Source organism: Flavobacterium flevense, assembly GCF_900142775.1.
Taxonomy (GTDB): domain Bacteria; phylum Bacteroidota; class Bacteroidia; order Flavobacteriales; family Flavobacteriaceae; genus Flavobacterium; species Flavobacterium flevense.
Map to the genome: position 1 here is coordinate 51738 of NZ_FRCC01000008.1, position 24913 is coordinate 76650.

Annotated in this window: 26 protein-coding genes; 17 read left to right on the plus strand and 9 right to left on the minus strand. The window is 34.4% G+C overall.

The genetic code is table 11. The features are described 5' to 3' along the window. Positions 1-2: 2 nt before the first annotated feature. Genes BUB89_RS13380 through BUB89_RS13390 form a run of 3 tightly spaced genes read right to left on the minus strand, consistent with a single transcriptional unit; the run spans position 3 to position 1261 of the window. Positions 3-425, minus strand: coding sequence for a type II toxin-antitoxin system VapC family toxin (locus BUB89_RS13380; protein ID WP_073245891.1), 423 nt, complete (start codon positions 423-425; stop codon positions 3-5). Continuing rightward, positions 422-670 (minus strand): DUF6364 family protein, encoded by a 249-nt coding sequence (locus BUB89_RS13385; RefSeq protein ID WP_073245893.1) that lies wholly within the window; start codon positions 668-670, stop codon positions 422-424. The genes BUB89_RS13380 and BUB89_RS13385 overlap by 4 nt, the downstream gene beginning before the upstream one ends. 33 nt (positions 671-703) lie before the next feature. Next, entirely contained in the window at positions 704-1261 is a 558-nt protein-coding gene (locus BUB89_RS13390) for a hypothetical protein (RefSeq protein ID WP_073245894.1), read from the minus strand. Between the two features lie 100 nt (positions 1262-1361). Between BUB89_RS13390 and BUB89_RS13395 the strand changes: the two genes are divergently transcribed. The 4 genes from BUB89_RS13395 (at position 1362) to obgE (ending at position 4904) form a co-directional block, all read left to right on the plus strand. Continuing rightward, the gene (locus BUB89_RS13395; RefSeq protein ID WP_073245896.1) at positions 1362-1892 is read left to right on the plus strand and encodes a phosphoribosyltransferase; all 531 of its coding nucleotides are present in this window, start codon (positions 1362-1364) and stop codon (positions 1890-1892) included. Between the two features lie 26 nt (positions 1893-1918). Next, a complete protein-coding gene (locus BUB89_RS13400) occupies positions 1919-2491 on the plus strand; it encodes an adenylate kinase (RefSeq protein WP_073245898.1) in 573 nt (190 codons plus the stop codon). Between the two features lie 85 nt (positions 2492-2576). Beyond that, positions 2577-3848, plus strand: a complete 1272-nt coding sequence (locus tag BUB89_RS13405) for a hemolysin family protein (protein WP_073245899.1) — start codon at positions 2577-2579, stop codon at positions 3846-3848. Positions 3849-3902: 54 nt separating this feature from the next. Beyond that, complete coding sequence (gene obgE / locus BUB89_RS13410) at positions 3903-4904, plus strand: GTPase ObgE (RefSeq protein WP_073245901.1); 1002 nt, start codon at positions 3903-3905, stop codon at positions 4902-4904. Positions 4905-4984: 80 nt separating this feature from the next. Here the strand turns inward: obgE and BUB89_RS13415 are convergent, their stop codons facing one another. Beyond that, the gene (locus BUB89_RS13415; protein WP_073245902.1) at positions 4985-5974 is read right to left on the minus strand and encodes a glycosyltransferase family protein; all 990 of its coding nucleotides are present in this window, start codon (positions 5972-5974) and stop codon (positions 4985-4987) included. Positions 5975-6163: 189 nt separating this feature from the next. On the opposite strand from BUB89_RS13415, the gene BUB89_RS13420 reads away from it, so the two are divergent. The 5 genes from BUB89_RS13420 to BUB89_RS13440 all read left to right on the plus strand — a co-directional run bounded on the left by BUB89_RS13420 (position 6164) and on the right by BUB89_RS13440 (position 10486). Beyond that, positions 6164-6877 carry a tetratricopeptide repeat protein gene (locus tag BUB89_RS13420; protein ID WP_073245904.1) on the plus strand — a complete coding sequence of 238 codons (714 nt, stop codon included), beginning with the start codon at positions 6164-6166 and terminating at the stop codon, positions 6875-6877. Then, on the plus strand, positions 6874-8235 hold the full coding sequence (locus BUB89_RS13425; RefSeq protein ID WP_073245906.1) for a UDP-N-acetylmuramate--L-alanine ligase: 1362 nt from the start codon (positions 6874-6876) through the stop codon (positions 8233-8235). The genes BUB89_RS13420 and BUB89_RS13425 overlap by 4 nt, the downstream gene beginning before the upstream one ends. An 81-nt stretch (positions 8236-8316) precedes the next feature. Next, the gene (gene radC, locus BUB89_RS13430; RefSeq protein WP_073245908.1) at positions 8317-9009 is read left to right on the plus strand and encodes a RadC family protein; all 693 of its coding nucleotides are present in this window, start codon (positions 8317-8319) and stop codon (positions 9007-9009) included. 8 nt (positions 9010-9017) lie between these two features. Beyond that, positions 9018-9707 carry a YjjG family noncanonical pyrimidine nucleotidase gene (locus BUB89_RS13435; RefSeq protein ID WP_073245910.1) on the plus strand — a complete coding sequence of 230 codons (690 nt, stop codon included), beginning with the start codon at positions 9018-9020 and terminating at the stop codon, positions 9705-9707. A 2-nt stretch (positions 9708-9709) separates the two neighbouring features. After that, positions 9710-10486 (plus strand): hypothetical protein, encoded by a 777-nt coding sequence (locus tag BUB89_RS13440; RefSeq protein ID WP_073245912.1) that lies wholly within the window; start codon positions 9710-9712, stop codon positions 10484-10486. 78 nt (positions 10487-10564) lie between these two features. On the opposite strand, the gene BUB89_RS13445 is transcribed toward BUB89_RS13440, so the two are convergent. Beyond that, positions 10565-11842 (minus strand): replication-associated recombination protein A, encoded by a 1278-nt coding sequence (locus tag BUB89_RS13445; protein WP_073245913.1) that lies wholly within the window; start codon positions 11840-11842, stop codon positions 10565-10567. Between the two features lie 204 nt (positions 11843-12046). Here BUB89_RS13445 and BUB89_RS13450 point away from each other — a divergent pair, with 204 nt between their 5' ends. Continuing rightward, positions 12047-12823 (plus strand): rhomboid family intramembrane serine protease, encoded by a 777-nt coding sequence (locus tag BUB89_RS13450; protein ID WP_073245916.1) that lies wholly within the window; start codon positions 12047-12049, stop codon positions 12821-12823. A gap of 62 nt (positions 12824-12885) precedes the next feature. Here BUB89_RS13450 and rlmB read toward each other — a convergent pair whose 3' ends face one another. From rlmB to BUB89_RS13470, 4 genes are all read right to left on the minus strand, one after another. Further along, positions 12886-13620 carry a 23S rRNA (guanosine(2251)-2'-O)-methyltransferase RlmB gene (rlmB, locus tag BUB89_RS13455; protein WP_073245917.1) on the minus strand — a complete coding sequence of 245 codons (735 nt, stop codon included), beginning with the start codon at positions 13618-13620 and terminating at the stop codon, positions 12886-12888. Between the two features lie 71 nt (positions 13621-13691). Continuing rightward, positions 13692-14579: a hypothetical protein gene (locus tag BUB89_RS13460; RefSeq protein ID WP_073245919.1), complete on the minus strand. Its 888-nt coding sequence runs from the start codon at positions 14577-14579 to the stop codon at positions 13692-13694. Between the two features lie 11 nt (positions 14580-14590). After that, a complete protein-coding gene (locus BUB89_RS13465; RefSeq protein WP_073245921.1) occupies positions 14591-16300 on the minus strand; it encodes a SusD/RagB family nutrient-binding outer membrane lipoprotein in 1710 nt (569 codons plus the stop codon). Between the two features lie 4 nt (positions 16301-16304). Further along, a complete protein-coding gene (locus tag BUB89_RS13470; RefSeq protein WP_073245922.1) occupies positions 16305-19460 on the minus strand; it encodes a SusC/RagA family TonB-linked outer membrane protein in 3156 nt (1051 codons plus the stop codon). 289 nt (positions 19461-19749) lie between these two features. Here BUB89_RS13470 and rpsL point away from each other — a divergent pair, with 289 nt between their 5' ends. From rpsL to rplW, 7 genes are all read left to right on the plus strand, one after another. After that, the gene (gene rpsL / locus BUB89_RS13475; RefSeq protein WP_007136570.1) at positions 19750-20133 is read left to right on the plus strand and encodes a 30S ribosomal protein S12; all 384 of its coding nucleotides are present in this window, start codon (positions 19750-19752) and stop codon (positions 20131-20133) included. Positions 20134-20248: 115 nt separating this feature from the next. Next, the gene (gene rpsG, locus BUB89_RS13480; protein ID WP_026727879.1) at positions 20249-20725 is read left to right on the plus strand and encodes a 30S ribosomal protein S7; all 477 of its coding nucleotides are present in this window, start codon (positions 20249-20251) and stop codon (positions 20723-20725) included. A 10-nt stretch (positions 20726-20735) separates the two neighbouring features. Further along, positions 20736-22892, plus strand: coding sequence for an elongation factor G (gene fusA / locus BUB89_RS13485; protein ID WP_073245924.1), 2157 nt, complete (start codon positions 20736-20738; stop codon positions 22890-22892). An 11-nt stretch (positions 22893-22903) separates the two neighbouring features. Beyond that, a complete protein-coding gene (rpsJ, locus tag BUB89_RS13490) occupies positions 22904-23209 on the plus strand; it encodes a 30S ribosomal protein S10 (protein ID WP_007803605.1) in 306 nt (101 codons plus the stop codon). A gap of 154 nt (positions 23210-23363) precedes the next feature. Further along, positions 23364-23981 carry a 50S ribosomal protein L3 gene (gene rplC, locus BUB89_RS13495; RefSeq protein ID WP_073245926.1) on the plus strand — a complete coding sequence of 206 codons (618 nt, stop codon included), beginning with the start codon at positions 23364-23366 and terminating at the stop codon, positions 23979-23981. Next, positions 23981-24610 (plus strand): 50S ribosomal protein L4, encoded by a 630-nt coding sequence (gene rplD, locus BUB89_RS13500; RefSeq protein ID WP_073245928.1) that lies wholly within the window; start codon positions 23981-23983, stop codon positions 24608-24610. The genes rplC and rplD overlap by 1 nt, the downstream gene beginning before the upstream one ends. A 7-nt stretch (positions 24611-24617) precedes the next feature. Then, positions 24618-24908 (plus strand): 50S ribosomal protein L23, encoded by a 291-nt coding sequence (gene rplW, locus BUB89_RS13505; RefSeq protein WP_035659234.1) that lies wholly within the window; start codon positions 24618-24620, stop codon positions 24906-24908. Positions 24909-24913: the final 5 nt, after the last annotated feature.

Below are 24913 nucleotides of genomic sequence, written 5' to 3' on the forward strand. Positions count from 1 at the left end.
AATTATAATAGTGTTGTTTTAATTAAAAATTCATCAGGTGTGAAAACCTTGATTTCTGAATTTTTATAATCTTTTAAATCTCTTGTAACAATGCAGTCCATGTTGTGAATGGATTGCGCAGCGGTAATTTGAATGGCGTCTTCGAAATCTTTATGACTCGATTTTAGACTTTTTCTAATGATATTGATGTCAACAGCAATTATTTGAATGTTTTCTAAAACTTCCTCCAAGGCCATTCTTATCTTATCTTCTGAAATAAATTTTTTGAGAAGATAATGTAAAGTTGTAATGGTATTTGAAGAAGTATAAAGATTGATTTTGTTGTTGACTCCAAGTTTGTAAATTTCTAATGATGCTTTTACAAAAGGCTGTCTGTTTGCAAAAATGTCCATCAGAATATTACTGTCCAGAAAAATGTTTTTCATAAACCGTATTTTTCTTTGTAATATTCATCTCTTGCTTTGTTTTCATCAAAATCATCCGGAAGTGTTATAATCCCAATCAGTTTTTTAATTTTTGGGTCGATTTCATCTTCTTTTTCTGTTTTTTCAGTCAGATTTTTAAAATAACTTTCCACTAGTTCAGATAAACTTCTGCCCGTTTTTTTAGCATAGGATTTTGCCTGTTCTATGACTTCCTTTTCTAACGATAAAGTGAGCTTAGTGTTCATGATACGTATATTTTTTACAAATGTACGTAATAATTATTTTTGATGGTTTATTTTCTTCAAAATATGCTTGGAAACCGCTTTGTAAGCAGCTGTTTGATTGCTGAAATCTTTAGCTAAAATGGTTTGTAATTCGGGATGGATCCAGTCGTATTCTTTTCCTAAAAGCTGTAAACTGCGCATGGCATAGACTTTTGAAGCCACTTTAGTATCGGTGATTAACCAGTCAAAATTAAGTTCAATGAGTTCCTGACGCTGGTTTTCGGTAAAATGAATTTCGTTTTTTGAAGTTTTGTAATGTGCTTCTATGAGTAAAAAAATAACTTTTGAAAGCGGTCGAATGGCACTTTCGTTAGTGAGTATTTTACTTTTGGAACAAATTAAATTGAGATATTTCTGAAGCCAATTTAGTTTTTCGTAAGCAATCAATTCCATGACCCAACAAGCTTTATAATGGTCAGGATTTTTATTTTCGAAACAAATTCTCATAAAATCATCCATTAGTTCAGCTCGTGCAATCACATAATCGGCAGAGGCTTGTCGGCTGTTTTTATATCCTGTAGTTTGTGCTATAATTGCGGTTAATTCACTCATAGTTTTGTGAGAATGGGCATTAAAAATACAAATTAAGAATCAATTGCAAAACTCAATTTCGAAATCCCTATCTTTGCGCATTATTTTAAAACTAAAAATAATGATTCAACTTCACGATAAGCAATTTGTTCCGTTTATTTCTGCCGAAGAAATTGACTTTGCTATAAGGCAAATGGTGACTCAGGTAGAAGCTGATTTTGTTGATGAAATCCCAGTTTTTATTGGTGTTTTAAACGGTTCCTTTATGGTGGTTTCCGACTTTGTAAAGAGTTATACGAAACCATGCGAAGTGAGTTTTGTAAAAATGGCATCTTACAGCGGAATGGCTTCAACCAATGAAGTGAAAGAATTAATCGGTTTGAATCAGGATTTAGCGGGACGTTCGGTTGTGGTAATTGAAGATATTATTGACACGGGACATACCATTGTGGAATTGAAAGCTTTGTTTAAAAAACAAAACTTGAAACATTTTAAAATAGCAACTCTTTTTTTTAAACCGGAAGCGTATAAAAAAGAGGTGAAAATTGATTATATCGGAATTCAGATTCCAAATAAATTTATAGTAGGTTTTGGTTTAGACTATGATGGTTTAGGACGAAATTTACCGGAAGTATATCAGTTGAAAGATTAAAAATTTAAAAATTAAAAGATTAAAAAATGACTAACATTGTTTTATTTGGAAAACCAGGAGCTGGTAAAGGAACTCAGGCAGAGTTTTTAAAAGGAAAATACAATTTGACTCATCTTTCAACAGGTGATATTTTTAGATTTAATATCAAAAATGAAACAGAATTAGGGAAACTGGCGCAAACGTATATCAATAACGGTGAATTAGTTCCGGATGAAGTAACGATAAAAATGTTGCAAAGTGAAGTAGAAGCTAATCCGGAATCAGCAGGTTTTTTATTCGATGGTTTTCCAAGAACAATTGCACAGGCTGAAGCTTTGGATGCTTTCTTAGCAAGTAAAAATGAAAAAATCACCGCTACAATAGCATTAGAAGCTGATGATGAAATCTTAGTAGCAAGATTGTTAGAAAGAGGAAAAACTTCCGGAAGAGCTGATGATCAGGATGAAGAAAAAATTAGAAACAGATATCAGGAATACAATGAAAAAACAGCGCCTTTAATTGGTTTTTACAAAGAACAAGGCAAATTTCATGCAGTAAACGGTATTGGTTCTATTGCAGAAATTACAGAGCGTTTAAGTAATGTAATTGACAATTTATAATTAAAAATGTTTGCTGTTTAAAGTTTAAAGTTACTAATTTTTTTTAGCAGCTTTAAACTTTAAATTTTTAAAACGGAAACAAATAATGGAACTATTAATCATTCTTTTTTTAATTTTATTAAACGGACTTTTTTCGATGTCTGAAATCGCATTGATTTCAGCACGAAAATCAAGACTGGAAAATTCAGCTAAAAAAGGAAATTCAAGCGCTCAGGCTGCACTGGATTTGGCAAACTCACCTAACAAGTTTTTGTCAACAGTTCAAATCGGGATTACATTAATAGGTATTTTAACAGGTATTTTTAGTGGCGATAAAATCACTACTGATGTTGAAACTTTTGTGTTGGGTTTTGAGGTTTTAAAACCACAGGCTCATTCCATTGCTGTGGGAATTGTGGTGGTAATTTTAACTTTTTTTTCTTTAGTATTAGGAGAATTATTACCTAAAAGAATTGGGTTGAATTATCCTGAAACCATTGCTAAGTCTGTTGCAATGCCTATGAAAATAGTTTCGATTGTCACAGCTCCGTTTATTTGGTTATTAACACATTCGACAGAATTTTTATTAAAAATACTTCGTATTAAACCTTCGGCAGACGGAAAAGTAACCGAAGAGGAAATAAAAGCCATTATTAAAGAAGGCACCGAAGTGGGCGAAGTTCAGGAAATTGAACAGGATATTGTGGAGCGTGTTTTTCATATTGGTGACCGTAAAATAAATTCGCTGATGACCCACAGGAAATCGGTGGTGATGTTGCCATTGCTGTCAAATAAGAGTCAGGTTAAAGAGTTTATGTTACAGGAATTACATTCTTTTTATCCTGTGTATAAAGATGATTTTGATAATATTGTAGGTATCGCCAGTCTTAAAAATATTTTTGCTACAATTGAAAAAGAAGATTTTAATTTACAAAATATATTGACTGAAGCGCCTTATTTAATGGAGCATACTACCGCTTATAGTGCATTGGAAAATTTTAAAACTACGGGAATTCATTATGCTATTGTGGCTGATGAATACGGGGTTTTTCAAGGAATGATTACATTGAATGATATCTTAGAAGCTCTAGTGGGGAATGCATCTGATTTTTACAAAGAAGATTTTCAGTTAATAGCAAGGGAAGATGGGACATGGTTAGTTGACGGGCATTATTCCTTGCATGATTTCCTGACTTATTTTGAGCTAGACGAATTATTGAGTGATTATGATGTAACTACCGTAAGCGGTTTAATTATGACTGAATTGTCACGTATTCCTAAACAAGGAGAAAAATTGCATTGGCATAGATTTGAATTTGAAGTCATTGATATGGATGGTGTAAAGATTGATAAAGTAATGGTGAAAGCCTTAAAATAATAGTGTTCCGTGTTCAGTAAACAAACTGACCACTGACCACTGAAAACAAAAAAAATGACAGAAGGAAATTTTGTAGACTACGTAAAAATATTTGTTTCTTCCGGAAAAGGAGGGAAAGGTTCTACGCATTTACATAGAGAAAAGTTCATCCAGTATGGAGGACCAGATGGTGGTGATGGTGGCCGTGGCGGACACGTTTATTTAGTTGGGAACAAAGCATTGTGGACTTTGTTTCACTTAAAATTTGCACGCCATATTAAAGCGGGTCACGGTGGTGATGGTGGAGGTGACAGAAGTACAGGAGCAGATGGTGAGGATAAAATTATTGAAGTGCCACTAGGAACTGTGGTAAGAGATAAAGAAACGGGAGAAATCTTATTTGAAATTACCGATGATGGGGAGAAAAAAATCCTTTGTCAAGGAGGTAAAGGAGGTTTAGGAAACTGGCACTTTAGAAGTTCGACAAATCAAACGCCCCGATATGCACAACCCGGTTTAGCTGGTGTGGAAATGGACGTTATTTTGGAATTGAAAGTTTTGGCTGATGTTGGTTTAGTTGGTTTTCCAAATGCGGGAAAATCTACTTTATTATCCGTTTTGACTTCGGCTAAGCCAAAAATTGCCGATTATCCGTTTACTACTTTAAAACCAAATTTAGGAATTGTAGCTTACAGAGATTTCCAATCGTTTGTAATTGCTGATATTCCCGGGATTATTGAAGGAGCAGCCGAAGGAAAAGGTTTAGGACATTATTTTCTGCGTCATATTGAGCGAAATTCAACCTTGTTGTTTCTTGTTCCTGTAGACACGCCAGACATCAAAGGAGAATACGATATTCTGGTTAATGAATTGACCAAATACAATCCGGAGATGTTAGACAAAGAACGTCTTTTAGTGATTTCAAAATGCGATATGCTGGATGATGAATTAAAAGCGGAATTAAAAACGGAACTTGACGCTTCCTTCAAAGACATTCCTTATATGTTTATTTCTTCTGTTGCCCAGCAAGGCTTAACAGAATTGAAAGATAAACTTTGGAAAATGTTGAATGAATAAGTAACATTATTGCAATATATAAAAACCACTAAAGAAGTTAAATTCGTTAGTGGTTTTTTGTTTTGTCGAAAATTTTTCTTCTATTCTTTATACGTGTCAAACAAATACTGCAGCGTTTGCGGAATATTATTGGCTTGCATTTTTGGATAAATAATGTCTTGGTTGAGCCAGTTTTCGATAATTGTTTCAAAGTTTTTTCCAACTTCGTACACTACAGGAACCCCCATTTTTTTTAGTGCAGCAGCATTACATTCCTGTTCATAATGATTCATAATAGGGATGGAAAGAACCTTTTTGCCTAGATGTAAAGCTTCGGCAGGAGTTTCAAAACCACCGCCTGTGATAATTCCTTCGCAGGAAATTAAGCTTTCGTTAAATTTTTTCTGATTGACAGGAAAATAGGTAATATTTCCAATAGTATGTTTGAATTCCACTCCTTGTAAAAACCAATGAAAATGCATGTCACTTACTTTATTAAAGGCTTTTTCGAGACAATCTTTGTCAAAAGAGGGTAAATAAACAGTAATGTGTTTTAAGTTGGTCGGCTCTGCCTGAACAATTTCGTCTTTGATAATCGGAGGAAGAATAAAAGAATCGTATTTTTCAAAATGCAAACCTATATTTTTAGGAGATGGCGCATAATGTTTCAGAATCATTTCGCCCATAATACTTTTTCTCTTTGGTCGTGGGGTATTGGCAGAAATAAAACTAGCCTGATGTCCTAATTGAACCGAATGTACTTTCTGCATTTTGCAGGCAAGTGCAGTAATAGAGTCAAAATCATTGATAATAACATCATAGTTTTTTAACGGTAATGCATCGGCATCTTTGTATATTTGGCGCGGGTTGATGTTTTTGGCAATTTCCCAGTAATTCAGTCCGCCACATTTGCTGTAATGCAAACTACAACCGTTGCTCTTATACTTTACAGGTAATTTAATGTCTAAAGTGGCATTGCATCCGCTTAAAAAGAAATCGACTTCGCCAAATTTTTGCAGGTACGGATACAATTGAGTGGCTCTGCTGATGTGTCCGTTTCCAGTTGCCTGAATGGCATAGAATATTTTCATAGATACGACTTAAAAAGTGCGAATTAGTATTGTTTTTTAAAAACCAGGAATAACCTAGCTTTCAAAGTACGAAAGTATTCCCCGGATGTTATTATAAGGTTTTTTTAAGATTGCTATTCTGTTATTATTTATGTTTTTTATATGAGATAAAGTTTTTATAATCCTTTTTAATTTCCTTATTTTTGAAAAATGAAACAGTTTTTAATTGTCTTTTTATTTCTGCCCTTATTGGTTTTTTCTCAATCTGATTTTGAGAAAGCACAATATTTTTTTGAAAAAGGAAAATGGCAGCAATCTCAGGAAATTTTCGAAAAAATAGTAAAAAAAGAACCTTCTGATTTAATTGTTTTAGAACGGTTAGGAGATATTGCAGGGCATCTTAAAGATTGGGATAAAGCTTTGTTGTATTATGGGAAATTAAAGAAAATAAAACCTTCAGAAGCTGATTTTCATTTTAAATACGGAGGTGTATTAGGAATGAAAGCATTACAGGTAAATAAGTTTAAAGCTTTTGGGATGATTGATGATATTAAAGCTTCCTTTGAAAAAGCAATTCAGCTTGATCCTAAACACATAGAAGCCAGATGGGCTCTGATTGAATTGTATCTTATGCTGCCGGGTATTGCCGGAGGCAGTGAAAGTAAGGCTTTGAAATATTCTAATGAATTATTAAAAATTTCTCCGGTAGATGGTTATTTATCCAGAGGACATATTGACGAATATTTTAAACGGTATAAAAATGCCGAACAACAATATAAAAAAGCAATTACTATAGGAAACTCAAGAAAAGCCTATTTGCAATTGGCTAATTTGTATAAGAATAAAATGAATCAGCCTCAAAAAGCTTCTGAAATTCTTGACACATTAAAAAACAGCAATTCAATTCCCAAAAAAAATATATGAAAACTCATTTTATAGCTATTGGCGGAAGTGCTATGCACAATCTTGCGTTAGCATTGCACAATAAAGGATATCAGGTTACAGGAAGTGACGATGCCATCTTTGAACCTTCAAAATCCCGTTTAGATAAAAAAGGAATTTTACCTGCTGAATTAGGCTGGTTTCCTGAAAAAATCACTGCTGATATTGATGCCATCATTTTAGGAATGCATGCTAAAGCGGATAATCCGGAATTGCTGAAAGCACAGGAATTAGGATTGAAAATCTATTCGTATCCTGAGTTTTTATACGAACAATCAAAGAATAAAACCCGTGTGGTTATAGGTGGTTCTCACGGAAAAACAACCATTACTTCGATGATTTTGCATGTAATGCATTATCATAACATCGAAGTTGATTATATGGTGGGTGCTCAATTAGAAGGTTTTGATACGATGGTGCATCTTACCGAAGAAAACGATTTTATGGTTCTGGAAGGAGATGAATATTTGTCTTCACCTATTGACAGAAGGCCTAAATTTCATTTGTACCAACCCAATATTGCGCTAATTTCAGGGATTGCCTGGGATCATATCAACGTGTTTCCAACTTATGGAAATTATGTGGAGCAATTTGAAATTTTTATCGAAAAAATCACCAATGGTGGAATTCTGGTTTACAATGAAAATGATGCTGAAGTACGCCGCGTAGCAGAAGCAGCCACCAATCCTATTAGAAAACTGCCTTATTCAACACCTAATTATAAAGTGGAAGACGGAACAACTTTGCTGGAAACTCCCGAAGGCGATATGCCCATCGAAGTTTTTGGAGCGCACAATTTGAATAATCTGGCTGGAGCCAAATGGATATGTCAGAACATGGGCGTTGATGAAGCTGATTTTTATGAAGCTATTGCCAGTTTTAAAGGTGCTTCTAAACGTTTAGAAAAAATAGCAGAAAACAAAGGCAAAGTAGCTTACAAAGATTTTGCACATTCGCCAAGTAAAGTAGCTGCTACCACTAAGGCGGTAAAGGAGCAATATCCGGATAGAAAAGTAATAGCTTGTTTAGAGTTACACACTTACAGCAGTCTGAATGCTGAATTTTTAAAAGAATACGAAGGAGCTTTAGACAATGCGGATGTTGCAGTAGTTTTCTATTCGCCGGATGCGGTAAAAATCAAACAGTTGGAAGAAGTAAGCTATGAGCAAATTGCCAAAGCTTTTAATCGCAAAGATTTGATTATTTATACTAATCCTGCTGAATTCAAGGAATATCTTTTTAATTTAAATCTGGATAATTCAGCTTTGTTATTGATGAGTTCAGGTAATTATGGCGGATTGAATTTTGATGAGGTAAAAGGACTGATAGCTTCGGTTTAATTGTAAGAAAAATTGTTTTTGGTTATAAAGATTTAACGTTATATTTACGTTGTACAATTTGTTGTAAATGAATCTTTTGCTATGGAAAACAACTCTTTCCCGATTACGAATTGGTCTGAAGATGATAAGCCCAGAGAGAAATTAATGCTCAAAGGCAAAAGTGCGTTAAGCGATGCCGAGTTAATTGCTATTTTGATAGGTTCAGGAAGCAGGAATGAATCGGCGGTGGATTTAAGCAAAAGAATTTTAGGCAGCGTTGATGCTAATTTAAATAGCTTAGGAAAATTGTCGATGACCCAATTAATCAATTTTAAAGGTATTGGCGAAGCAAAGGCAATTTCGATAATTGCTGCAATGGAATTAGGACGAAGAAGAAGGGGAGAGGAAGTGATTGAATTAACTAAAATCACATCAAGCAAAACGGTGTTTGAAATTATGCAACCCATTATTGGGGAACTGCCGCATGAGGAATTTTGGATTTTATATTTGAATAATTCCAATAAAGTGATTTCGAAAGCCCAGTTAAGTGTAGGCGGAATCACAGGAACACTGGTTGATGTTCGTCTGGTTTTTAAAATGGCGCTCGAAAAAGGAGCAACCGCTCTCATATTATGTCATAACCATCCATCAGGAACGTTGATGCCCAGTGATGCCGATAAGCAAATTACCAGAAAACTAAAAGTGGCCGGAGATAGTTTAGATGTTAAAGTTTTAGATCATTTGATTGTGACTGAGACAAAATATTATAGTTTTGTAGATGAAGGAATTTTTTAAAAATAAAAATGAGAATTGAGAATATAAAAGATGTGTTTTTTGATTTAGATCATACGCTTTGGGATTTTGATAAAAATTCGAAAATTACTTTTGAAAATATCTTTGCCCGAAACCATCCTGCAGTTCTTATTGAGTCCTTTATTACCCATTATATTCCTATCAATCAAGCCTGCTGGAAATTGTATCAGTATGATAAAATAACACATCAGCAATTGCGTTATGACCGATTAAAATTGTCTTTTGATGCTATTGGTTATAAAATTACTGATGAAGCTATTGCTCTTATTTCAGATGAATATATTGAATTGTTAACTGAAAACAACCATCTTTTTGACGGGACTGTAGAGATTTTGAATTATTTAAGCCAAAAGTACAAGCTACATGTTATAACCAATGGTTTTGCTCATGTTCAGGTAAAAAAAATAAATAATGCAAAACTAAATCCTTATTTTGCTACCGTGACTAATTCGGAAATGGCAGGAGTTAAAAAACCAAATCCTATTATTTTTGAATATGCTCTGGATTTGGCAAAAGCCAAAAAAGAAAGCAGTATTATGATTGGTGATTCTATCGAAGCAGATGTGTTAGGAGCTTTAGATGCCGGAATTGATGCTATTTATTTTAATGAAAGCAGACAGGATATAACGCATTCTGTTAAACAAATTAATCATTTATTAGAACTTAAAAACTATTTATAATTATGAAAAAAATATTTCTATTCCTTTTATTGCTATTATCCGGTGTTGGGTTTGCACAATCTCTAAACCACTATAAAACGGTTGTTGTCCCTTTAAAATATGAATTTTTAAAATCAGAAAATCAATATAGAATGGCTACTTTGTCTAAATTTAATCTCAACAAAGTAGGTTTTGATGTTTATTATTCCAATGAGGTTGTTCCGGACACTATTAATCGTTGTGCTGTTTTGAATTATGATATTGTAAAAGATAACGCATTTTTAGCAACAAAACTATATGTGACTTTTAAGGATTGCTATGGCAAAATTGTATACCAATCAGAAGTAGGTTTGAGTAGGGAAAAAGATTTTCAGCTAGCTTATAATGATGCTTTAAATAAAGCTTTTACTTCCATTTATGAATTAGAATACCAATATAATGGCGGAACTAATGTCGCGGTAGAAGCAAAGCCGGAAAAAGCACAGCGTTTAGAAAAAAGAGAAAAAGTTGAAAAAATAGAGAAAGTTGAAAAAGTGGAAACTGCAACACAATCGACAGCAGTTGTTGCTATTGATCCTAATGTATTGCTTTTTGCCCAGCCTTTAGCCGGAGGAAACTATCAGCTTATTGACAACAAACCAAGTGTAGTAATGAAAATTTATAAAACTTCGGATGCTAATTCGTTTCTGGCTCAAAAAGGAAGTCAGCAAGGGGTATTAGTTAAGAAAGACAATCAGTGGTTTTTTGAATATTATCAAAATGACCAACTGGTTTCAGAAAAAATAAACGTTAAGTTTTAGTTCGGTAAACGGCTTTCAAAATCAAATTTGGAAGCCGTTTTTTTACTTCCAGCTTCCAACTCCCCGCTTCCAACTTCCTCAATAACCGTATTTGTCTTTCCAGCGGTTTTTAAGAAACTCTCGGGTAGTGTTTTCTCTGGCATTTTCTCCGGGAATATAAATGGGAGTATTTTCTATTTCTTTGGGTAAATATTCCTGTTCCGCAAAATTATTAGCATACTCATGAGAATATTTATACTCCTCACCATATCCTAATTCTTTCATTAATTTGGTTGGCGCATTTCGCAAATGAATTGGAACGGATAAATCTCCGGTTTGTTTTACAATCTGTTGTGCGGTATTAATAGCCATATACGAAGCATTACTTTTAGGTGAAGTGGCCAGATAAATAGCGCATTGGCTCAATAAAATCCGGCTTTCTGGATAACCAATAGTAGTTACCGCCTGAAATGTATTATTAGCCATAATTAAGGCAGTAGGATTGGCGTTTCCAATATCTTCACTAGCCGAAATAAGTAATCGTCGGGCAATAAACTTTACATCTTCACCGCCTTCAATCATTCGTGCCAGCCAATAAACGGCACCGTTAGGATCGCTTCCGCGAATGGATTTTATAAATGCCGAAATAATATCATAATGTTGCTCGCCACTTTTGTCATACAAAACCGTATTTTGTTGCACTAATTCTAAAACACGTTGATTAGTAATTATAATTTCGTCTTCTGCTGAAGCGTTTACAACCAATTCGAAAATATTCAACAGTTTTCGACCGTCTCCACCCGAAAGTCGTAATAAAGCCTCGGTTTCTTTTAATTGGATATTTTTGCTTTTTAAATAAGTATCTGTTTTCATTGCCCGTGCTAAAAGAGATTCTAAATCTGATTTAGTAAACGCATTTAAAGTATAAACCTGACAGCGGGAAAGCAGTGCCGGAATGACTTCAAAACTTGGGTTTTCGGTTGTAGCACCAATTAGTGTAATCCATCCTTTTTCAACAGCAGCCAATAAGGAATCCTGTTGTGATTTGCTAAAACGATGAATCTCATCAATGAACAAAATAGGGTTTTTGGCAGTAAAAAGTCCGCCGCTTTGCTTAGCTTTTTCAATTACATCCCGAATGTCTTTCACTCCCGAATTGATAGCACTTAAGATGAAAAAAGGGCGTTGTGATTCCTGTGCAATAATTTGAGCTAAAGTGGTTTTTCCTGTTCCTGGTGGTCCCCAAAATATTAATGACGGAATTATTCCTTTGGCAATTTGCTGCGTCAGGGAGCCATTTGGTCCAACCAAATGAGCCTGACTAATATATTCCTCTAATTTTTGCGGGCGTATGCGTTCTGCTAGTGGTGCTTCCATTTTTTTAAATCTGAAATCTGAAATCAAAAATCGTTATTCGTTAATCTGAAATCAAACAATAACTTTTGTAAAATTACTGTTTTTATTTGATGCAATAGCTCTGTTTTCTATTCTCTATTTTCTGTTTTTTCTTTTCTAAGTATGACAAAATAGCATTATATTGTATTTGGTTACATAATTGATTGTATGTTTTAAAATAATAAAATGGATCAAAATTTCAAATTTACAAATGCAGTTGTAGGGCTCCCACTTTTTTTTGTGCTGTTGCTTTGGTTTGTGTATTGGCTGGAAATTCGATTTGATTTTGATTTTGTGGAGAATGGCATTTATCCCCGCACTTTTTCGGGATTACAAGGTGTGATTTTTAGTCCGTTTGTTCATTCTGATCTGGAACATCTGTATAATAATTCTCTTCCGCTTTTGGTATTATTAGCCGCTTTGCAATTTTTCTATTCAAGACAATCTGTACCGGTTGTGGGTTATGGTATTTTATTTTCGGGAATTTTAACTTGGTTAATTGGAAGAGAAAGTTATCACATTGGCGCAAGCGGATTGATTTATGTGTTGTTTGCTTTTATTTTTTTTAAAGGAATAATGACAAGATATTATAGATTAGTGGCTTTGTCTTTAGCTGTAATTACAATTTATGGCGGAATGATATGGTATGTTTTTCCAGAAGTTGATGATAAAGTTTCGTGGGAAGGACATTTAGCAGGTTTGATTACTGGTTTTGTTCTGGCTCTTTTATATCAAACACCTGAGTTTAAAAAAGTACCTAAATACGAATGGGAAATGCCTGGTTATAATCCTGAAGAAGATAAGTTTATGCAACGTTTTGATGAAAATGGCAATTTTGTGAATCCTCCAAAAAATGAAGATGATGATGAATTAGATGATTTTCAAAATTATTATATTTCGAGTCAGGAAGTAAATTATGATATTGTCCCAAAAGAAAAAAACGAATCAAAACCACAGTCTTAATTCGTTTTATATATTTTTTAAAATCTAGTCTTCTGCAATCTAAAATCTGCGTTCTAAAATTCTTAACTTCTTTGTCTTACTGCTTCATATAAAAAAGCACCACAAGCAACTGATACATTCAGAGAACCAATTGTTCCAAACATAGGAAGCTTAGCTTTTTCATCTACAATTTTTAAAACAGATGGATTTACTCCTCGATCTTCCGATCCCATGATAATTGCTACACCTTCAGTTAAGTTTACGTTATAGATAGTTTCATCTGTTTTTTCAGTTGCGGCAACGGTTTTGATTCCGCTTCCCTGCAAAAGAAAAATAGCATCTTTAATGTGTTCTACTTTACAAATAGGAATGTTAAAAACTGCACCAGCCGATGTTTTTACGGTATCACCATTTACAGGAGCTGAGCCTGATTTTTGAATGATTATTCCGTTTACTCCGGTACATTCGGCAGTTCTGATAATAGCTCCAAAATTACGGGCATCAGAGATTTGATCTAAGATTAGAAACAATGGTTTTTTTCCGTTTTCAACAACAGTTTCAATTAATGATTCTAAGTCAAAAAATGAAATAGGAGAGATGGTAGCTACTGCACCCTGATGGTTGTTAGGAGTAAGTTTGTTTAGCTTTTCAACAGGAACATACGAGAAATTTACATTAGCGCGTTTCATTACCTTCATCAGGTCTTTCATTAACTCACCTGAAGCTTCTTTTTGAATGTACACTTTGTCAATTGTTGTGCCAGCCTGAATAGCTTCTATAATGGCTCTAATCCCGAATATTTGATGTTCTTTTTCCATGGCGCAAATATATAAAAAAAATCCATCCTGTTTTTGGCAGGATGGATTTTAGAGTAATTAATAGATAGATGTTAATTAACTTTTTTTAATTCTAAATTATAAGAGCCATAAGGGCCAAAAGTCAATGTTATCACTACGTCTCCAGTACAAGAACCAACTGCTCCAGAACCTGTTACATTTATTATATCAAATCCTGTATAGTTTAATGCTTCATTAGATGCTACACTTACAGAGGAATCTGTTGGATTTATGGTCACTAGAAAATAGGAATCAGTGTTTGATATGTATGGATTATTTGTGTTTAAAATTTTAAATTTTAAAGTTCCTAAATTACTATCATATTCTAAAGGAATAATATCACCTGCTCCGTAATCTGCCCAATCATCTACGACCACTTCATAGTCACCATTAAATAAGGAGGCATCGTCTAATGGGCAGGAAATAATGTAAGTTTGTGCAGCAGCATATTGAGACTGATTTGATATATCGGCACCATAATTTTTAATTCCTTCATCTGAATACATTTTTATAACTCGGCCATCTTTCAATGTCATTTCAGCAGTAATGATTAATCTATCGGTAATTGTAACATCGTCACCATTGTCAATTGAAAAAGCGCTAAATAAGTCATTTTGATCCAAATGCATAGTATATGGAAATTCTGTAACATTTGACTGGAATACATGTTTTTCAACTCCGTCTTCAGTGAAATAAAAACCAACAACATCAACTGATGTAATATTGCCATAATAACGATCTACAGTAAATCCTAAATCAATATCATCGCCATTTTTAAGTGCAACGAGATTTATTGATTGATCAGAGGTGCTTAGTTTAGTAATGTTTGGTGTAGCACCACTTATGAAAGTTTTTTTTGATTTTCCACCATCATCTTCACAGGATACTATTATCGAAACAATCAATAATAGAGGTATAATAAGTGATTTTATATTTTTCATATTTTTTTGTTTTAGTTAGCCCAAAAGATTTTGTATGTTGTTGGGTTTTTTTGTTCTGGAGCATTCGCATTGTTGCTTAGTTCATTTTGAGGCCAGTAAAATGATAATTGGAAATTATTGTTCAATACAGTTTGCGAATCATCTAGAGGGAAACCATCATTGTTGTTTAATTGATATTCTGGAGTCGTACTCTTTGGATTTGCTAAAATTGGGTAACCTGTTCTTCTGTAATCAGTGTATTGATCAGCTGGATCTCCGAAAGTTCCGACCCATTTTTGAGTCATAATTATTTCGAGTTTTTTTGCAGCAGAAGCATTGTTGAATTCCGTAATTATATTGCTGATAAAGTCAAGAACAGCAGTAGAACCCGATAATACAGGGACTGTTTGGGTTGTGCCGCTCTTAGCAACTACTTGGTCAACTTTAGCAAAACTAGCAGTAATAGCTTCTTCTAAAATATCAGCTGCATTTCCTGAAAGTTTTTGTTGTTGTACTAATTTAGCTTTAATATATAAGTACTCATCATAAGTTAAAATTCTGTGCGGAGCGATACCTTTCCCGGAGAATGATTCATTGAATGTACTTACAGAGCCGCCATTGCCGTCATTATATCGACCTCCTGAAGGAAAAATTCCAGGGTAGGTATATGAGTTTTCAGCACTTTTATCTCTGTCTGGACCTGTGCTACCAAAGCGGTTGCTGAAAAAACCAGTTGATTCATCCCAATAATCAGCATTAGGGTCTCCTGTTGCGGCATCTCCTTGATCCGAAGGGAATTCGCCTGGTTCTAATTGATTGTAGAAGTAATAATTCATTCTAGGATCTGGATTCCCCGAGTGAATATTTGGATTAACGCCTTTTAAAATCTCGTAGAACCATGGACTTTGATAGCTGCCAAATTGTGTACTTTCATATGCTTCTTTGAATAGGGTGTTTCTTTCGTATGAAGGAGAAATTGAATTAAAATGATTGAATTGGAAATCATCTTCAATTGATTTAAAGAAATTATTTTCAGCAATCAATGCGTTGAAACCAGCGGTGTCGAAATCTGGAGTTAATCGCGTTTGGTTGTATAGTTTTAATTTAAAAGTATTGGCGAATCGTATCCATTTGTCTGTGTTGCCTCCATAAATCAAATCATCAGTGCTGGGTTTTAATCCCTTTCCTGTGTTGATATTAGCTTTAGCAGTTTCAATAAGTTCAAAAATTGATGTATATATTTCTTTTTGATTATCAAATTTAGCCGAAATAATTCCATTTGTCAATTTTGTAGCCTCACTAAATGGTACATCTCCCCATAAGTCTACTGCATTTGCGATTACATACGCTTTCTCTAATTGTGCAATTCCTACATAAATCAAGTCTTCAGTTTCTGTACCTTGAGTTATCATTGTTTCAATATCTGTTAATGATAAATAGGTAGCATCCCAGTCATTTTGTAATTGAATGTCATCAACTTTAACGCCGTATTGGTCTTCGTCTTCTCTTGAAGTAAACTGGTGAGTATAGGTAGATAAAATTCTTCCCATATTAACGTCATAAGCTCCAATTGAGGAAATGCTTACCTGAGTGCTGGTTAATAAGAAATTTAGAGGTGCAACTTTTGGGTAGTCTTTGTCTGTGTCAACATCTAAATAGTTTTCGCAACTAATAAACATGGTGGATATTATTGATAAAACTACTAGTGCTTTATTTGATTTTATTTTGTGTATGAGTCTCATCTGATTAAAATGTTAAGTTTACTTTAAATCCTAGTCTTTTAGCTGTTGGGGCAGCAGAAGTTTCTATTCCTTGTAATTTGCTAGAACCATAGCTGGTTACTTCAGGATCAAAATTGGTGTATTTAGGAACATTTGGAGCAAAATACCATAAGTTATTTCCAATGATACTAAAACTCATTTTGCCAAATGGAGTTTTCTTTAAAAGGTTGTTTGGTAAATCATACGTTAAGCTCAATTCTCTTAATCTAAATACTGTTCCATCATATACAGATGCTTCATCTACACTATTTATGGCAAATGTGTTTCCTCCAGCAGGGGAGAAGTACAATTCGTTCATGCTTAACTGGATACTGTTTGGTATTTTGTTTCCTTGATCATCTAATATTGGGTTAAGGTCACTGTCGGCATAATAACCTGGGATAATAAATGTGCTTTCTCTGTTTTCGGTATCTTTTGTTACTCCTCTACCAAGTAAGCTTTGAATAGTAACTGAGCTAAAATCTCCACCTTGTTTCCAGTCAAATTGAGAACCTAATGTGAATCCTTTATATTTAAAGGTGTTATTGAACGTAATTTTAAAATCGGCATTAGGATCGCCTATAATCCCCAGTTTTGTATCTTCATAGATTGCCCCGCCACTTTCATTGATTAAAAAGTTGCCTTGTTCATCACGTGCAAATTTAGTTCCGTAAAATACTCCAAATGGTTGTCCTGGAATAGCATATGCAACTTCATTAGGATCTAATTGAATTCTATCTAATCCTTCGCGTAATTTTGTAACCTCATTCTTGTTTTTAGTGAATAAAGTACCAAATGTCCATTGGAAATTTTCAGTTTTGATAGGGATTAGAGTTAAACTAACCTCGATACCTTTGTTTAGGATGTCTCCTGCATTTGTGTTGATTTTGTCATAACCAGATGTTGTTGCTACTGTTACAGGAGTTAATAAATCTGTAGTTTTTTTGTGATACAAACTTAAATCTAATGTAATACGTCTGTTAAAAAATTCTAAGTCTGTACCTATTTCAAATTCGTTTGAAAATTCAGGTGTAATGTTTTGGTCTCCTAAGCTAGTGTTGTTTCCAATTGTAGGAAGACCATTAAATGAGTCACCTTGCTCAAAAGAAATTCTTAAAAATTCTGCATCAACATCTCGACCCACTCTGGCAAAACTTCCTCGAATTTTAGCAAAAGTTAAAACATCACTTTTAATATTTAAGGCATCTGTAAGTATAGCAGAAGCACTTACTGATGGGTAGAAATAAGAGTTGTTGTTTTTTGGTAATGAAGAACTCCAGTCTTTTCTTGCCGTAGCATTAAGGAACAGATAATCGTTATATGATAAAGTGATATCTGCAAAAACACCTGCATTTCTTTTTTGAGCAGATTCGTCAGTAATATTCTTTATTGTTTTAACATTTTTAAAATTGAAAATGTCTGGAAGAATAAATTCGTTACCAGTATTCGTTTCTCTCTGAAATTCGTTTTGCAATAAATTGTTACCTAAAATCGCGGCAAATTTAATCTTATTAGTCAGGTCATAATTAAAATTAACCAAAAAGGTTGATTCAATATCCTGATTCATGTAGTAGTCTTTTTTAAGTGACCCCAAGCCGTTATCAGCTCTGGAGGCTAGGTCTCGTATCTCATCACGATCAAGTTTGTAATTGTTTATACCCACTCGGTAAGAGGCAGATATATTGTCATTAAATTTATAATTCAAATTTAATCCCGCTACAATTCTGTCAGTATGTGTGATAATTTGATCGTGTTTCCAAGACCACATTGGGTGATCATACCCAGTACCGTTTGGAATAACAGAACCTCCTGTTGTTGGGTCGACATAAGGTAGGTTGAAATCCCAGTTACGTGCTAAAAACAATGTTCTTGCAAATGATGAAGAGGCACCGTCATATTGATTTTCTCCAAAGAAACCTCCTATTTGTTTGGTTTTGGAATAACTAAAATTTGATCCAACCGTTAATTTATTACTTAATTTAAAATTACCTCCCGCTGACATCGAAGTTCTGTCATATGTGTTATAGGGGATGTATCCATCTTGAGCCATGTTAGATAATGTAGCATTGAAATTTCCGTCCTCACCAGAGTAATTAAAACCTATTGTTTTGTCTAATACTAGACCTGTTCTGAATAGATCTTTTACGTTGTTAGGTTTGGCTACATAAGGAACCGTAGGTCCAAATTTATCCGGATATGCTTCTAATAGTGACGCCCATGTAGGTATTGTTTCTCGCGAGTCAAAACGTGCTCCCCATGAACCGTTTACATTTCCGTAGTCAAATAACGTTCCTGCTCCATAGGTATTTTGGTAATCAGGTAGGTTTGCAATAGTTTCAAAGTATGAACCTATTCCGATATTTATATTTAATTTTTCAGCTTTTTTGAATTTAGAAGATCCGGATTTTGTTGTAATCACAATTACACCATTCATGGCTCTTGATCCGTATAAAGCTGCAGCAGCAGTACTCTTAAGTACGTTTATCTCAGCAATATCATTTGGATCTAACGTTGAAAGGGCACTTTCGTAACCACCACCTCCGGTAACTTGGTCAGAACTGGTTACTTGATTGTTACTATAAGCTACTCCGTCTACAATGATTAAAGGATTAGTGTTTCCTGTTAATGAGTTAGTTCCTCGAATAGTAATTTGGTTTGCTGCTCCAGCAACACCAGTTGAAAAATTAACATTTACACCTGCTACTTTTCCGGAAAGCGCTCTTGTTAAATCTGGTTCAGATGTCTCAGTTATATTTTCCGATTTAACCGAACTGGTGGAATAACCTAATTGTTTAGGATTTCTTTTGATTCCAAAAGCGGTAACTACTACTCCTTCAAGTTCAAGTGCATCTCCTTGAAGTTTTACACTAATATTTGTTGAGCTGGCTGGTATTTCCTGTGATTTCATACCAATGTAGCTAAATACTAATATTTGTGATGCTGTGGCTTTGATGCTGAATTTTCCATCAAAATCTGTTTGTGTACCCGACTGAGTGCCTTTGACTAAAACACTGGCGCCTGGTAGAGGAAGACCTGTATTGTCTAATACAGTACCGGTTACGGTTCTTTCTTGTGAATAAGAAAGTTGGTTGATTATCATTAATAATAATAATGACAAAAATACATTAAGTTTTCGTTTCATTGAGTGTAGCTTTTGGGTTCCAGAAACAAATCTCTTAATTTTTTGTTAAACTACCTAATTGTTGCAGCTTGTTTTTTTGTTTTTGTAGCTTTTTTAAGAATGTCTCTAAAATATCACTTTTTTTAATGCAAATGTTATAAAATTGTTGTCTTTTTTTTAATAATTAATAGTGCAAGATGATGTTATTGAAAATTAATGAATTAACATTTGTAGAGTAAAAAATAATTTATACATTTGCAGCCCGTAAAAAGCGGGATTTAAATTTACATAATAATTTTTAGTATTAATTATGCCAACAATTCAACAATTAGTAAGAACAGGAAGAACTCAGATAACTAAGAAGAGTAAATCGGTTGCTTTAGATTCTTGTCCTCAAAGAAGAGGGGTTTGTACGCGTGTTTACACTACTACACCAAAAAAACCAAACTCTGCAATGCGTAAAGTTGCGCGTGTACGTTTGACAAATGGTAATGAAGTGAATGCTTACATCCCTGGAGAAGGACACAATTTACAAGAGCACTCGATAGTATTAGTTAGGGGTGGAAGGGTAAAAGATTTACCAGGAGTTAGATATCACATCGTTCGTGGTGCGCTTGATACGTCAGGAGTAGCAGGAAGAACGCAAAGAAGATCTAAGTATGGTGCTAAACGCCCAAAAGAAGCAAAAAAGTAATTTAAAACGTTAAGAGTTGGAGGTTAGGAGTTAAGAGTTAGGATTGGATCGAAAGAAAAAATCGTAACACATAGCATTTAACGGATAACCCATAACTTTTTATTAAAAAAAAGACATGAGAAAAAGAGCGGCAAAAAAGAGACCACTTTTACCAGATCCAAGATTTAATGATCAACTGGTAACACGTTTTGTGAATAACTTAATGTGGGATGGTAAAAAATCTACAGCTTTTAAAGTTTTTTATGATGCAATTGATATCATTGAAACAAAAAAGCAAAATGACGAGAAAACTTCGTTAGAAATTTGGAAAGATGCTTTAACTAATGTTATGCCTCACGTAGAAGTACGTAGTCGTAGAGTAGGTGGAGCTACATTTCAAATTCCAATGCAAATTCGTCCAGACAGAAAAATTTCTATGGCAATGAAGTGGTTGATACTTTATTCAAGAAGAAGAAACGAAAAGTCAATGGCGCAAAGGTTAGCTTCAGAATGTTTAGCTGCGGCTAAAGAAGAAGGAGCGGCTGTTAAGAAAAGAATGGATACTCACAAAATGGCAGAGGCTAATAAAGCTTTCTCTCACTTTAGATTTTAATTCGTAAGAAATGGCTAGAGACTTAAAATATACAAGAAATATAGGAATTGCGGCTCACATTGATGCTGGTAAAACAACAACAACTGAGCGTATTCTTTTTTACACAGGTAAATCACATAAGATTGGTGAGGTGCACGATGGTGCTGCAACAATGGACTGGATGGCGCAAGAGCAAGAAAGAGGTATTACTATTACTTCTGCTGCTACAACTTGTGAGTGGAATTTTCCAACTGAGCAAGGTAAGTTATTGCCGGAATCATTGCCTTACCACTTTAATATTATTGATACTCCCGGACACGTTGATTTTACTGTAGAGGTAAATCGTTCTTTACGTGTACTTGATGGGTTAGTTTTCTTGTTTTCTGCTGTTGATGGTGTTGAGCCTCAATCAGAAACTAACTGGAGACTTGCTGATCAATACAGAGTTCCTCGTATGGGATTCGTAAACAAAATGGACCGTCAGGGATCTAACTTTTTGGCAGTTTGTCAACAAGTAAGAGATATGTTGAAATCAAACGCTGTTGCAATCACTTTGCCAATTGGTGAAGAAAATGATTTCAGAGGTGTGGTTGATTTAGTTAAAAACCAAGCTATTGTTTGGCATGATGCTACTCAGGGAGCTACTTTTGATATTATCGATATCCCTGCGGATATGGTTGATGAAGTGAAAGAATACAGAGATATTCTTATTGAAGCGGTTGCTGATTATGATGAGAACTTGCTTGATAAGTATATGGAAGATCCAGATTCTATCACGGAAGAAGAAATCAATAAAGCTTTAAGAGCTGCTACTATGGATATGGCTATCATTCCTATGATTGCTGGTTCATCTTTCAAAAACAAAGGAGTTCAATTCATGTTAGATGCAGTATGTAAATACTTGCCGTCTCCAATGGATAAAGAAGGTATTACAGGAATTCATCCTGATGATGCTGAATTATTAGAAGAAGATCAAACTCAAATTTTGCGTAAGCCAGATGTTAAAGAGCCATTTGCTGCTTTAGCGTTTAAGATTGCTACTGATCCTTTCGTAGGTCGTTTGGCTTTCTTCCGTGCTTATTCAGGAAGATTAGATGCTGGTTCTTATGTTTTGAACACTCGTTCAGGAAACAAAGAAAGAATTTCTCGTATCTACCAAATGCACGCTAACAAACAAAATCCAATCGAATATATTGAGGCTGGAGATATTGGAGCTGCTGTTGGATTTAAAGATATTAAAACCGGAGATACATTGTGTGATGAAAAACACCCAATTATTCTTGAGTCTATGAAATTCCCTGCACCGGTAATTGGTATTGCTATTGAGCCTAAAACTAAGGCTGATGTAGATAAAATGGGTATGGCTTTGGCTAAATTAGCTGAGGAAGATCCAACATTTACTGTTAGAACAGATGAGGCTTCAGGACAAACTATTATCTCAGGTATGGGTGAGCTTCACTTAGATATCTTAGTTGATAGAATGAAACGTGAATTCAAAGTTGAGGTAAATCAAGGTGAGCCTCAGGTTGAGTACAAAGAAGCGTTTACAAAAACAGCTACTCACAGAGAAACTTACAAAAAACAATCTGGAGGTCGTGGTAAATTCGGTGATATCGTATTTAGACTTGAGCCTGCTGATGAAGTTGATGGTAAAGTTCCTGTAGGATTACAGTTTGTTAATGAAGTTAAAGGTGGTAACGTTCCTAAAGAATATATCCCTGCTGTTGAAAAAGGTTTCCGTGAAGCTATGAAAACAGGTCCTTTGGCTGGTTACCAAGTTGATAGTTTAAAAGTAACTTTGTTAGATGGATCTTTCCACCCGGTGGATTCGGATGCACTTTCTTTTGAATTAGCAGCCAGAATGGGTTATAGAGAAGTAGCTAAGGCTGCCGGAGCTGTAATTCTTGAGCCAATCATGAAAATGGAAGTTATTACACCGGAAGAAAACATGGGAGATATCGTAGGTGATATCAACCGTCGTAGAGGTCAGGTGAATGACATGGGTGATAGAAATGGTGCGAAAACTATTAAGGCAGATGTGCCTTTATCAGAAATGTTTGGTTATGTAACTACATTAAGAACATTGTCTTCTGGTAGAGCAACTTCTACAATGGAATTCTCTCACTATTCAGAAACACCTTCTAATATTTCAGAAGCAGTAATCAAAAAAGCAAAAGGAAACGCTTAATCTTTAAGAAAATGAGTCAAAAAATCAGAATAAAATTAAAATCTTACGATCATATGTTGGTAGATAAGTCTGCTGAAAAGATTGTAAAAACGGTTAAGACTACCGGAGCAGTGGTAACAGGACCAATTCCTTTGCCAACTCATAAAAAATTATTTACAGTATTGCGTTCTCCGCACGTAAATAAAAAAGCAAGAGAGCAATTTGAAGTAATGTCATATAAGAGATTAATTGATATTTATTCATCTTCATCTAAAACTATCGATGCTTTAATGAAATTAGAATTGCCTAGTGGAGTTGAAGTAGAAATCAAAGTTTAAGTTTTTTTTCAAGAGTAAATTAGAGCACTTCGTTTAAGTGAAAAGTTTTTTTGGTTTGTGTGTAAATAAGTTATACTTTTGCACCACTTTAAAAACAGCTTCACTTAAACGATTGTGTTCTGTTTTTATATTTAATAATTAATAATTAATATTTATGTCTGGGTTAATTGGTAGAAAAATCGGCATGACTAGTCTTTTTGATGAGAACGGGAAGAATATTCCTTGTACTGTTATTGAGGCAGGTCCATGTGTTGTTACCCAAGTCAGAACCAAAGGTGTTGACGGGTACGAAGCGTTGCAACTTGGTTTCGATGACAAAAACGAGAAACATTCCACAAAAGCGGCTTTAGGTCACTTTAAAAAAGCGGGAACTGTAGCTAAGAAAAAAGTCGTTGAATTCAAAGAGTTTGCAACTGAACAAAAATTAGGAGATCTTATTGATGTTTCTATTTTTGAAGAAGGAGAATTTGTGGATGTACAAGGTGTATCTAAAGGTAAAGGTTTTCAAGGTGTTGTGAAACGTCACGGTTTTGGTGGTGTTGGACAAGCAACTCATGGTCAGCACAACCGTTTAAGAGCGCCAGGTTCTGTGGGAGCTTCTTCTTATCCATCTAGAGTATTCAAAGGAATGCGTATGGCTGGAAGAATGGGAGGAGATAATGTAAAAGTACAAAACCTTAGAGTTTTAAAAGTAGTTGCTGAAAAGAACCTACTTGTTATTAAAGGATGTGTTCCTGGGCATAACAACTCTTATGTAATCATTCAGAAGTAATGGAAGTAAAAGTATTAGATTTCAACGGAAAAGATACTGGGAGAAAAGTTCAACTTTCTGATTCAGTATTCGCAATTGAACCAAACAATCACGCAGTATACCTTGATGTAAAGCAATATCTTGCTAATCAAAGACAAGGAACGCACAAAGCTAAAGAAAGAGCTGAAGTAGCGGGAAGTACTCGTAAGATTAAAAAACAAAAAGGAACAGGTACTGCTCGTGCGGGTAGTGCAAAAAACCCTTTGTTTAAAGGAGGAGGAACTGTTTTTGGACCTAGACCAAGAAGTTATTCATTTAAATTGAATAAAAACTTGAAACGTTTAGCTAGAAAATCAGCGTTCTCTATTAAGGCAAAAGAATCAAATATTATCGTTCTTGAGGACTTTAATTTTGAAACTCCAAACACTAAGAATTTCATTAACGTTTTGAAAGCTTTAGAGTTAGAAAATAAAAAATCATTGTTTGTGTTGGGTAATACCAATAAAAATGTATATTTGTCGTCACGCAATTTAAAAGCATCTAGCGTTGTAAGTAGTTCAGAATTAAGTACTTATGAGATTTTGAATGCTAATAATTTAGTGCTTTTGGAGAGTTCTTTGGAGGTAATTGAAGAAAATTTAAGTAAATAATAGGAATATGAGTATCATAATTAAACCTATAGTAACGGAAAAAGTAACCAAAGAAAGTGAAGTTTTAAACCGTTTTGGATTTGTTGTTAACAAAAAAGCAAATAAAGTTGAGATTAAGAAAGCTGTTGAAGCTGCTTATGGAGTAACTGTTTTGAGTGTTAACACCATTAATGTAAGACCGGACAGAACTACAAAATACACTAAAAGTGGTTTAATCAGTGGAAAGACAAATGCAATTAAAAAAGCAATTGTACAAGTACAAGAAGGAGAAACAATTGATTTTTACAACAATATCTAAGATAT

Coding starts and splice junctions, on each gene's coding strand:
- BUB89_RS13380 (WP_073245891.1), bottom strand. CDS start 425: ATGAAAAACATTTTTCTGGACAGTAATATTCTGATGGACATTTTTGCA.
- BUB89_RS13470 (WP_073245922.1), bottom strand. CDS start 19,460: ATGAAACGAAAACTTAATGTATTTTTGTCATTATTATTATTAATGATA.
- fusA (WP_073245924.1), top strand. CDS start 20,736: ATGGCTAGAGACTTAAAATATACAAGAAATATAGGAATTGCGGCTCAC.
- obgE (WP_073245901.1), top strand. CDS start 3,903: ATGACAGAAGGAAATTTTGTAGACTACGTAAAAATATTTGTTTCTTCC.
- BUB89_RS13415 (WP_073245902.1), bottom strand. CDS start 5,974: ATGAAAATATTCTATGCCATTCAGGCAACTGGAAACGGACACATCAGC.
- BUB89_RS13420 (WP_073245904.1), top strand. CDS start 6,164: ATGAAACAGTTTTTAATTGTCTTTTTATTTCTGCCCTTATTGGTTTTT.
- BUB89_RS13465 (WP_073245921.1), bottom strand. CDS start 16,300: ATGAGACTCATACACAAAATAAAATCAAATAAAGCACTAGTAGTTTTA.
- rplC (WP_073245926.1), top strand. CDS start 23,364: ATGTCTGGGTTAATTGGTAGAAAAATCGGCATGACTAGTCTTTTTGAT.
- BUB89_RS13445 (WP_073245913.1), bottom strand. CDS start 11,842: ATGGAAGCACCACTAGCAGAACGCATACGCCCGCAAAAATTAGAGGAA.
- rplW (WP_035659234.1), top strand. CDS start 24,618: ATGAGTATCATAATTAAACCTATAGTAACGGAAAAAGTAACCAAAGAA.
- BUB89_RS13390 (WP_073245894.1), bottom strand. CDS start 1,261: ATGAGTGAATTAACCGCAATTATAGCACAAACTACAGGATATAAAAAC.
- rpsG (WP_026727879.1), top strand. CDS start 20,249: ATGAGAAAAAGAGCGGCAAAAAAGAGACCACTTTTACCAGATCCAAGA.
- rplD (WP_073245928.1), top strand. CDS start 23,981: ATGGAAGTAAAAGTATTAGATTTCAACGGAAAAGATACTGGGAGAAAA.
- BUB89_RS13395 (WP_073245896.1), top strand. CDS start 1,362: ATGATTCAACTTCACGATAAGCAATTTGTTCCGTTTATTTCTGCCGAA.
- BUB89_RS13425 (WP_073245906.1), top strand. CDS start 6,874: ATGAAAACTCATTTTATAGCTATTGGCGGAAGTGCTATGCACAATCTT.
- BUB89_RS13440 (WP_073245912.1), top strand. CDS start 9,710: ATGAAAAAAATATTTCTATTCCTTTTATTGCTATTATCCGGTGTTGGG.
- rpsL (WP_007136570.1), top strand. CDS start 19,750: ATGCCAACAATTCAACAATTAGTAAGAACAGGAAGAACTCAGATAACT.
- BUB89_RS13460 (WP_073245919.1), bottom strand. CDS start 14,579: ATGAAAAATATAAAATCACTTATTATACCTCTATTATTGATTGTTTCG.
- BUB89_RS13400 (WP_073245898.1), top strand. CDS start 1,919: ATGACTAACATTGTTTTATTTGGAAAACCAGGAGCTGGTAAAGGAACT.
- BUB89_RS13405 (WP_073245899.1), top strand. CDS start 2,577: ATGGAACTATTAATCATTCTTTTTTTAATTTTATTAAACGGACTTTTT.
- BUB89_RS13385 (WP_073245893.1), bottom strand. CDS start 670: ATGAACACTAAGCTCACTTTATCGTTAGAAAAGGAAGTCATAGAACAG.
- radC (WP_073245908.1), top strand. CDS start 8,317: ATGGAAAACAACTCTTTCCCGATTACGAATTGGTCTGAAGATGATAAG.
- rlmB (WP_073245917.1), bottom strand. CDS start 13,620: ATGGAAAAAGAACATCAAATATTCGGGATTAGAGCCATTATAGAAGCT.
- BUB89_RS13435 (WP_073245910.1), top strand. CDS start 9,018: ATGAGAATTGAGAATATAAAAGATGTGTTTTTTGATTTAGATCATACG.
- BUB89_RS13450 (WP_073245916.1), top strand. CDS start 12,047: ATGGATCAAAATTTCAAATTTACAAATGCAGTTGTAGGGCTCCCACTT.
- rpsJ (WP_007803605.1), top strand. CDS start 22,904: ATGAGTCAAAAAATCAGAATAAAATTAAAATCTTACGATCATATGTTG.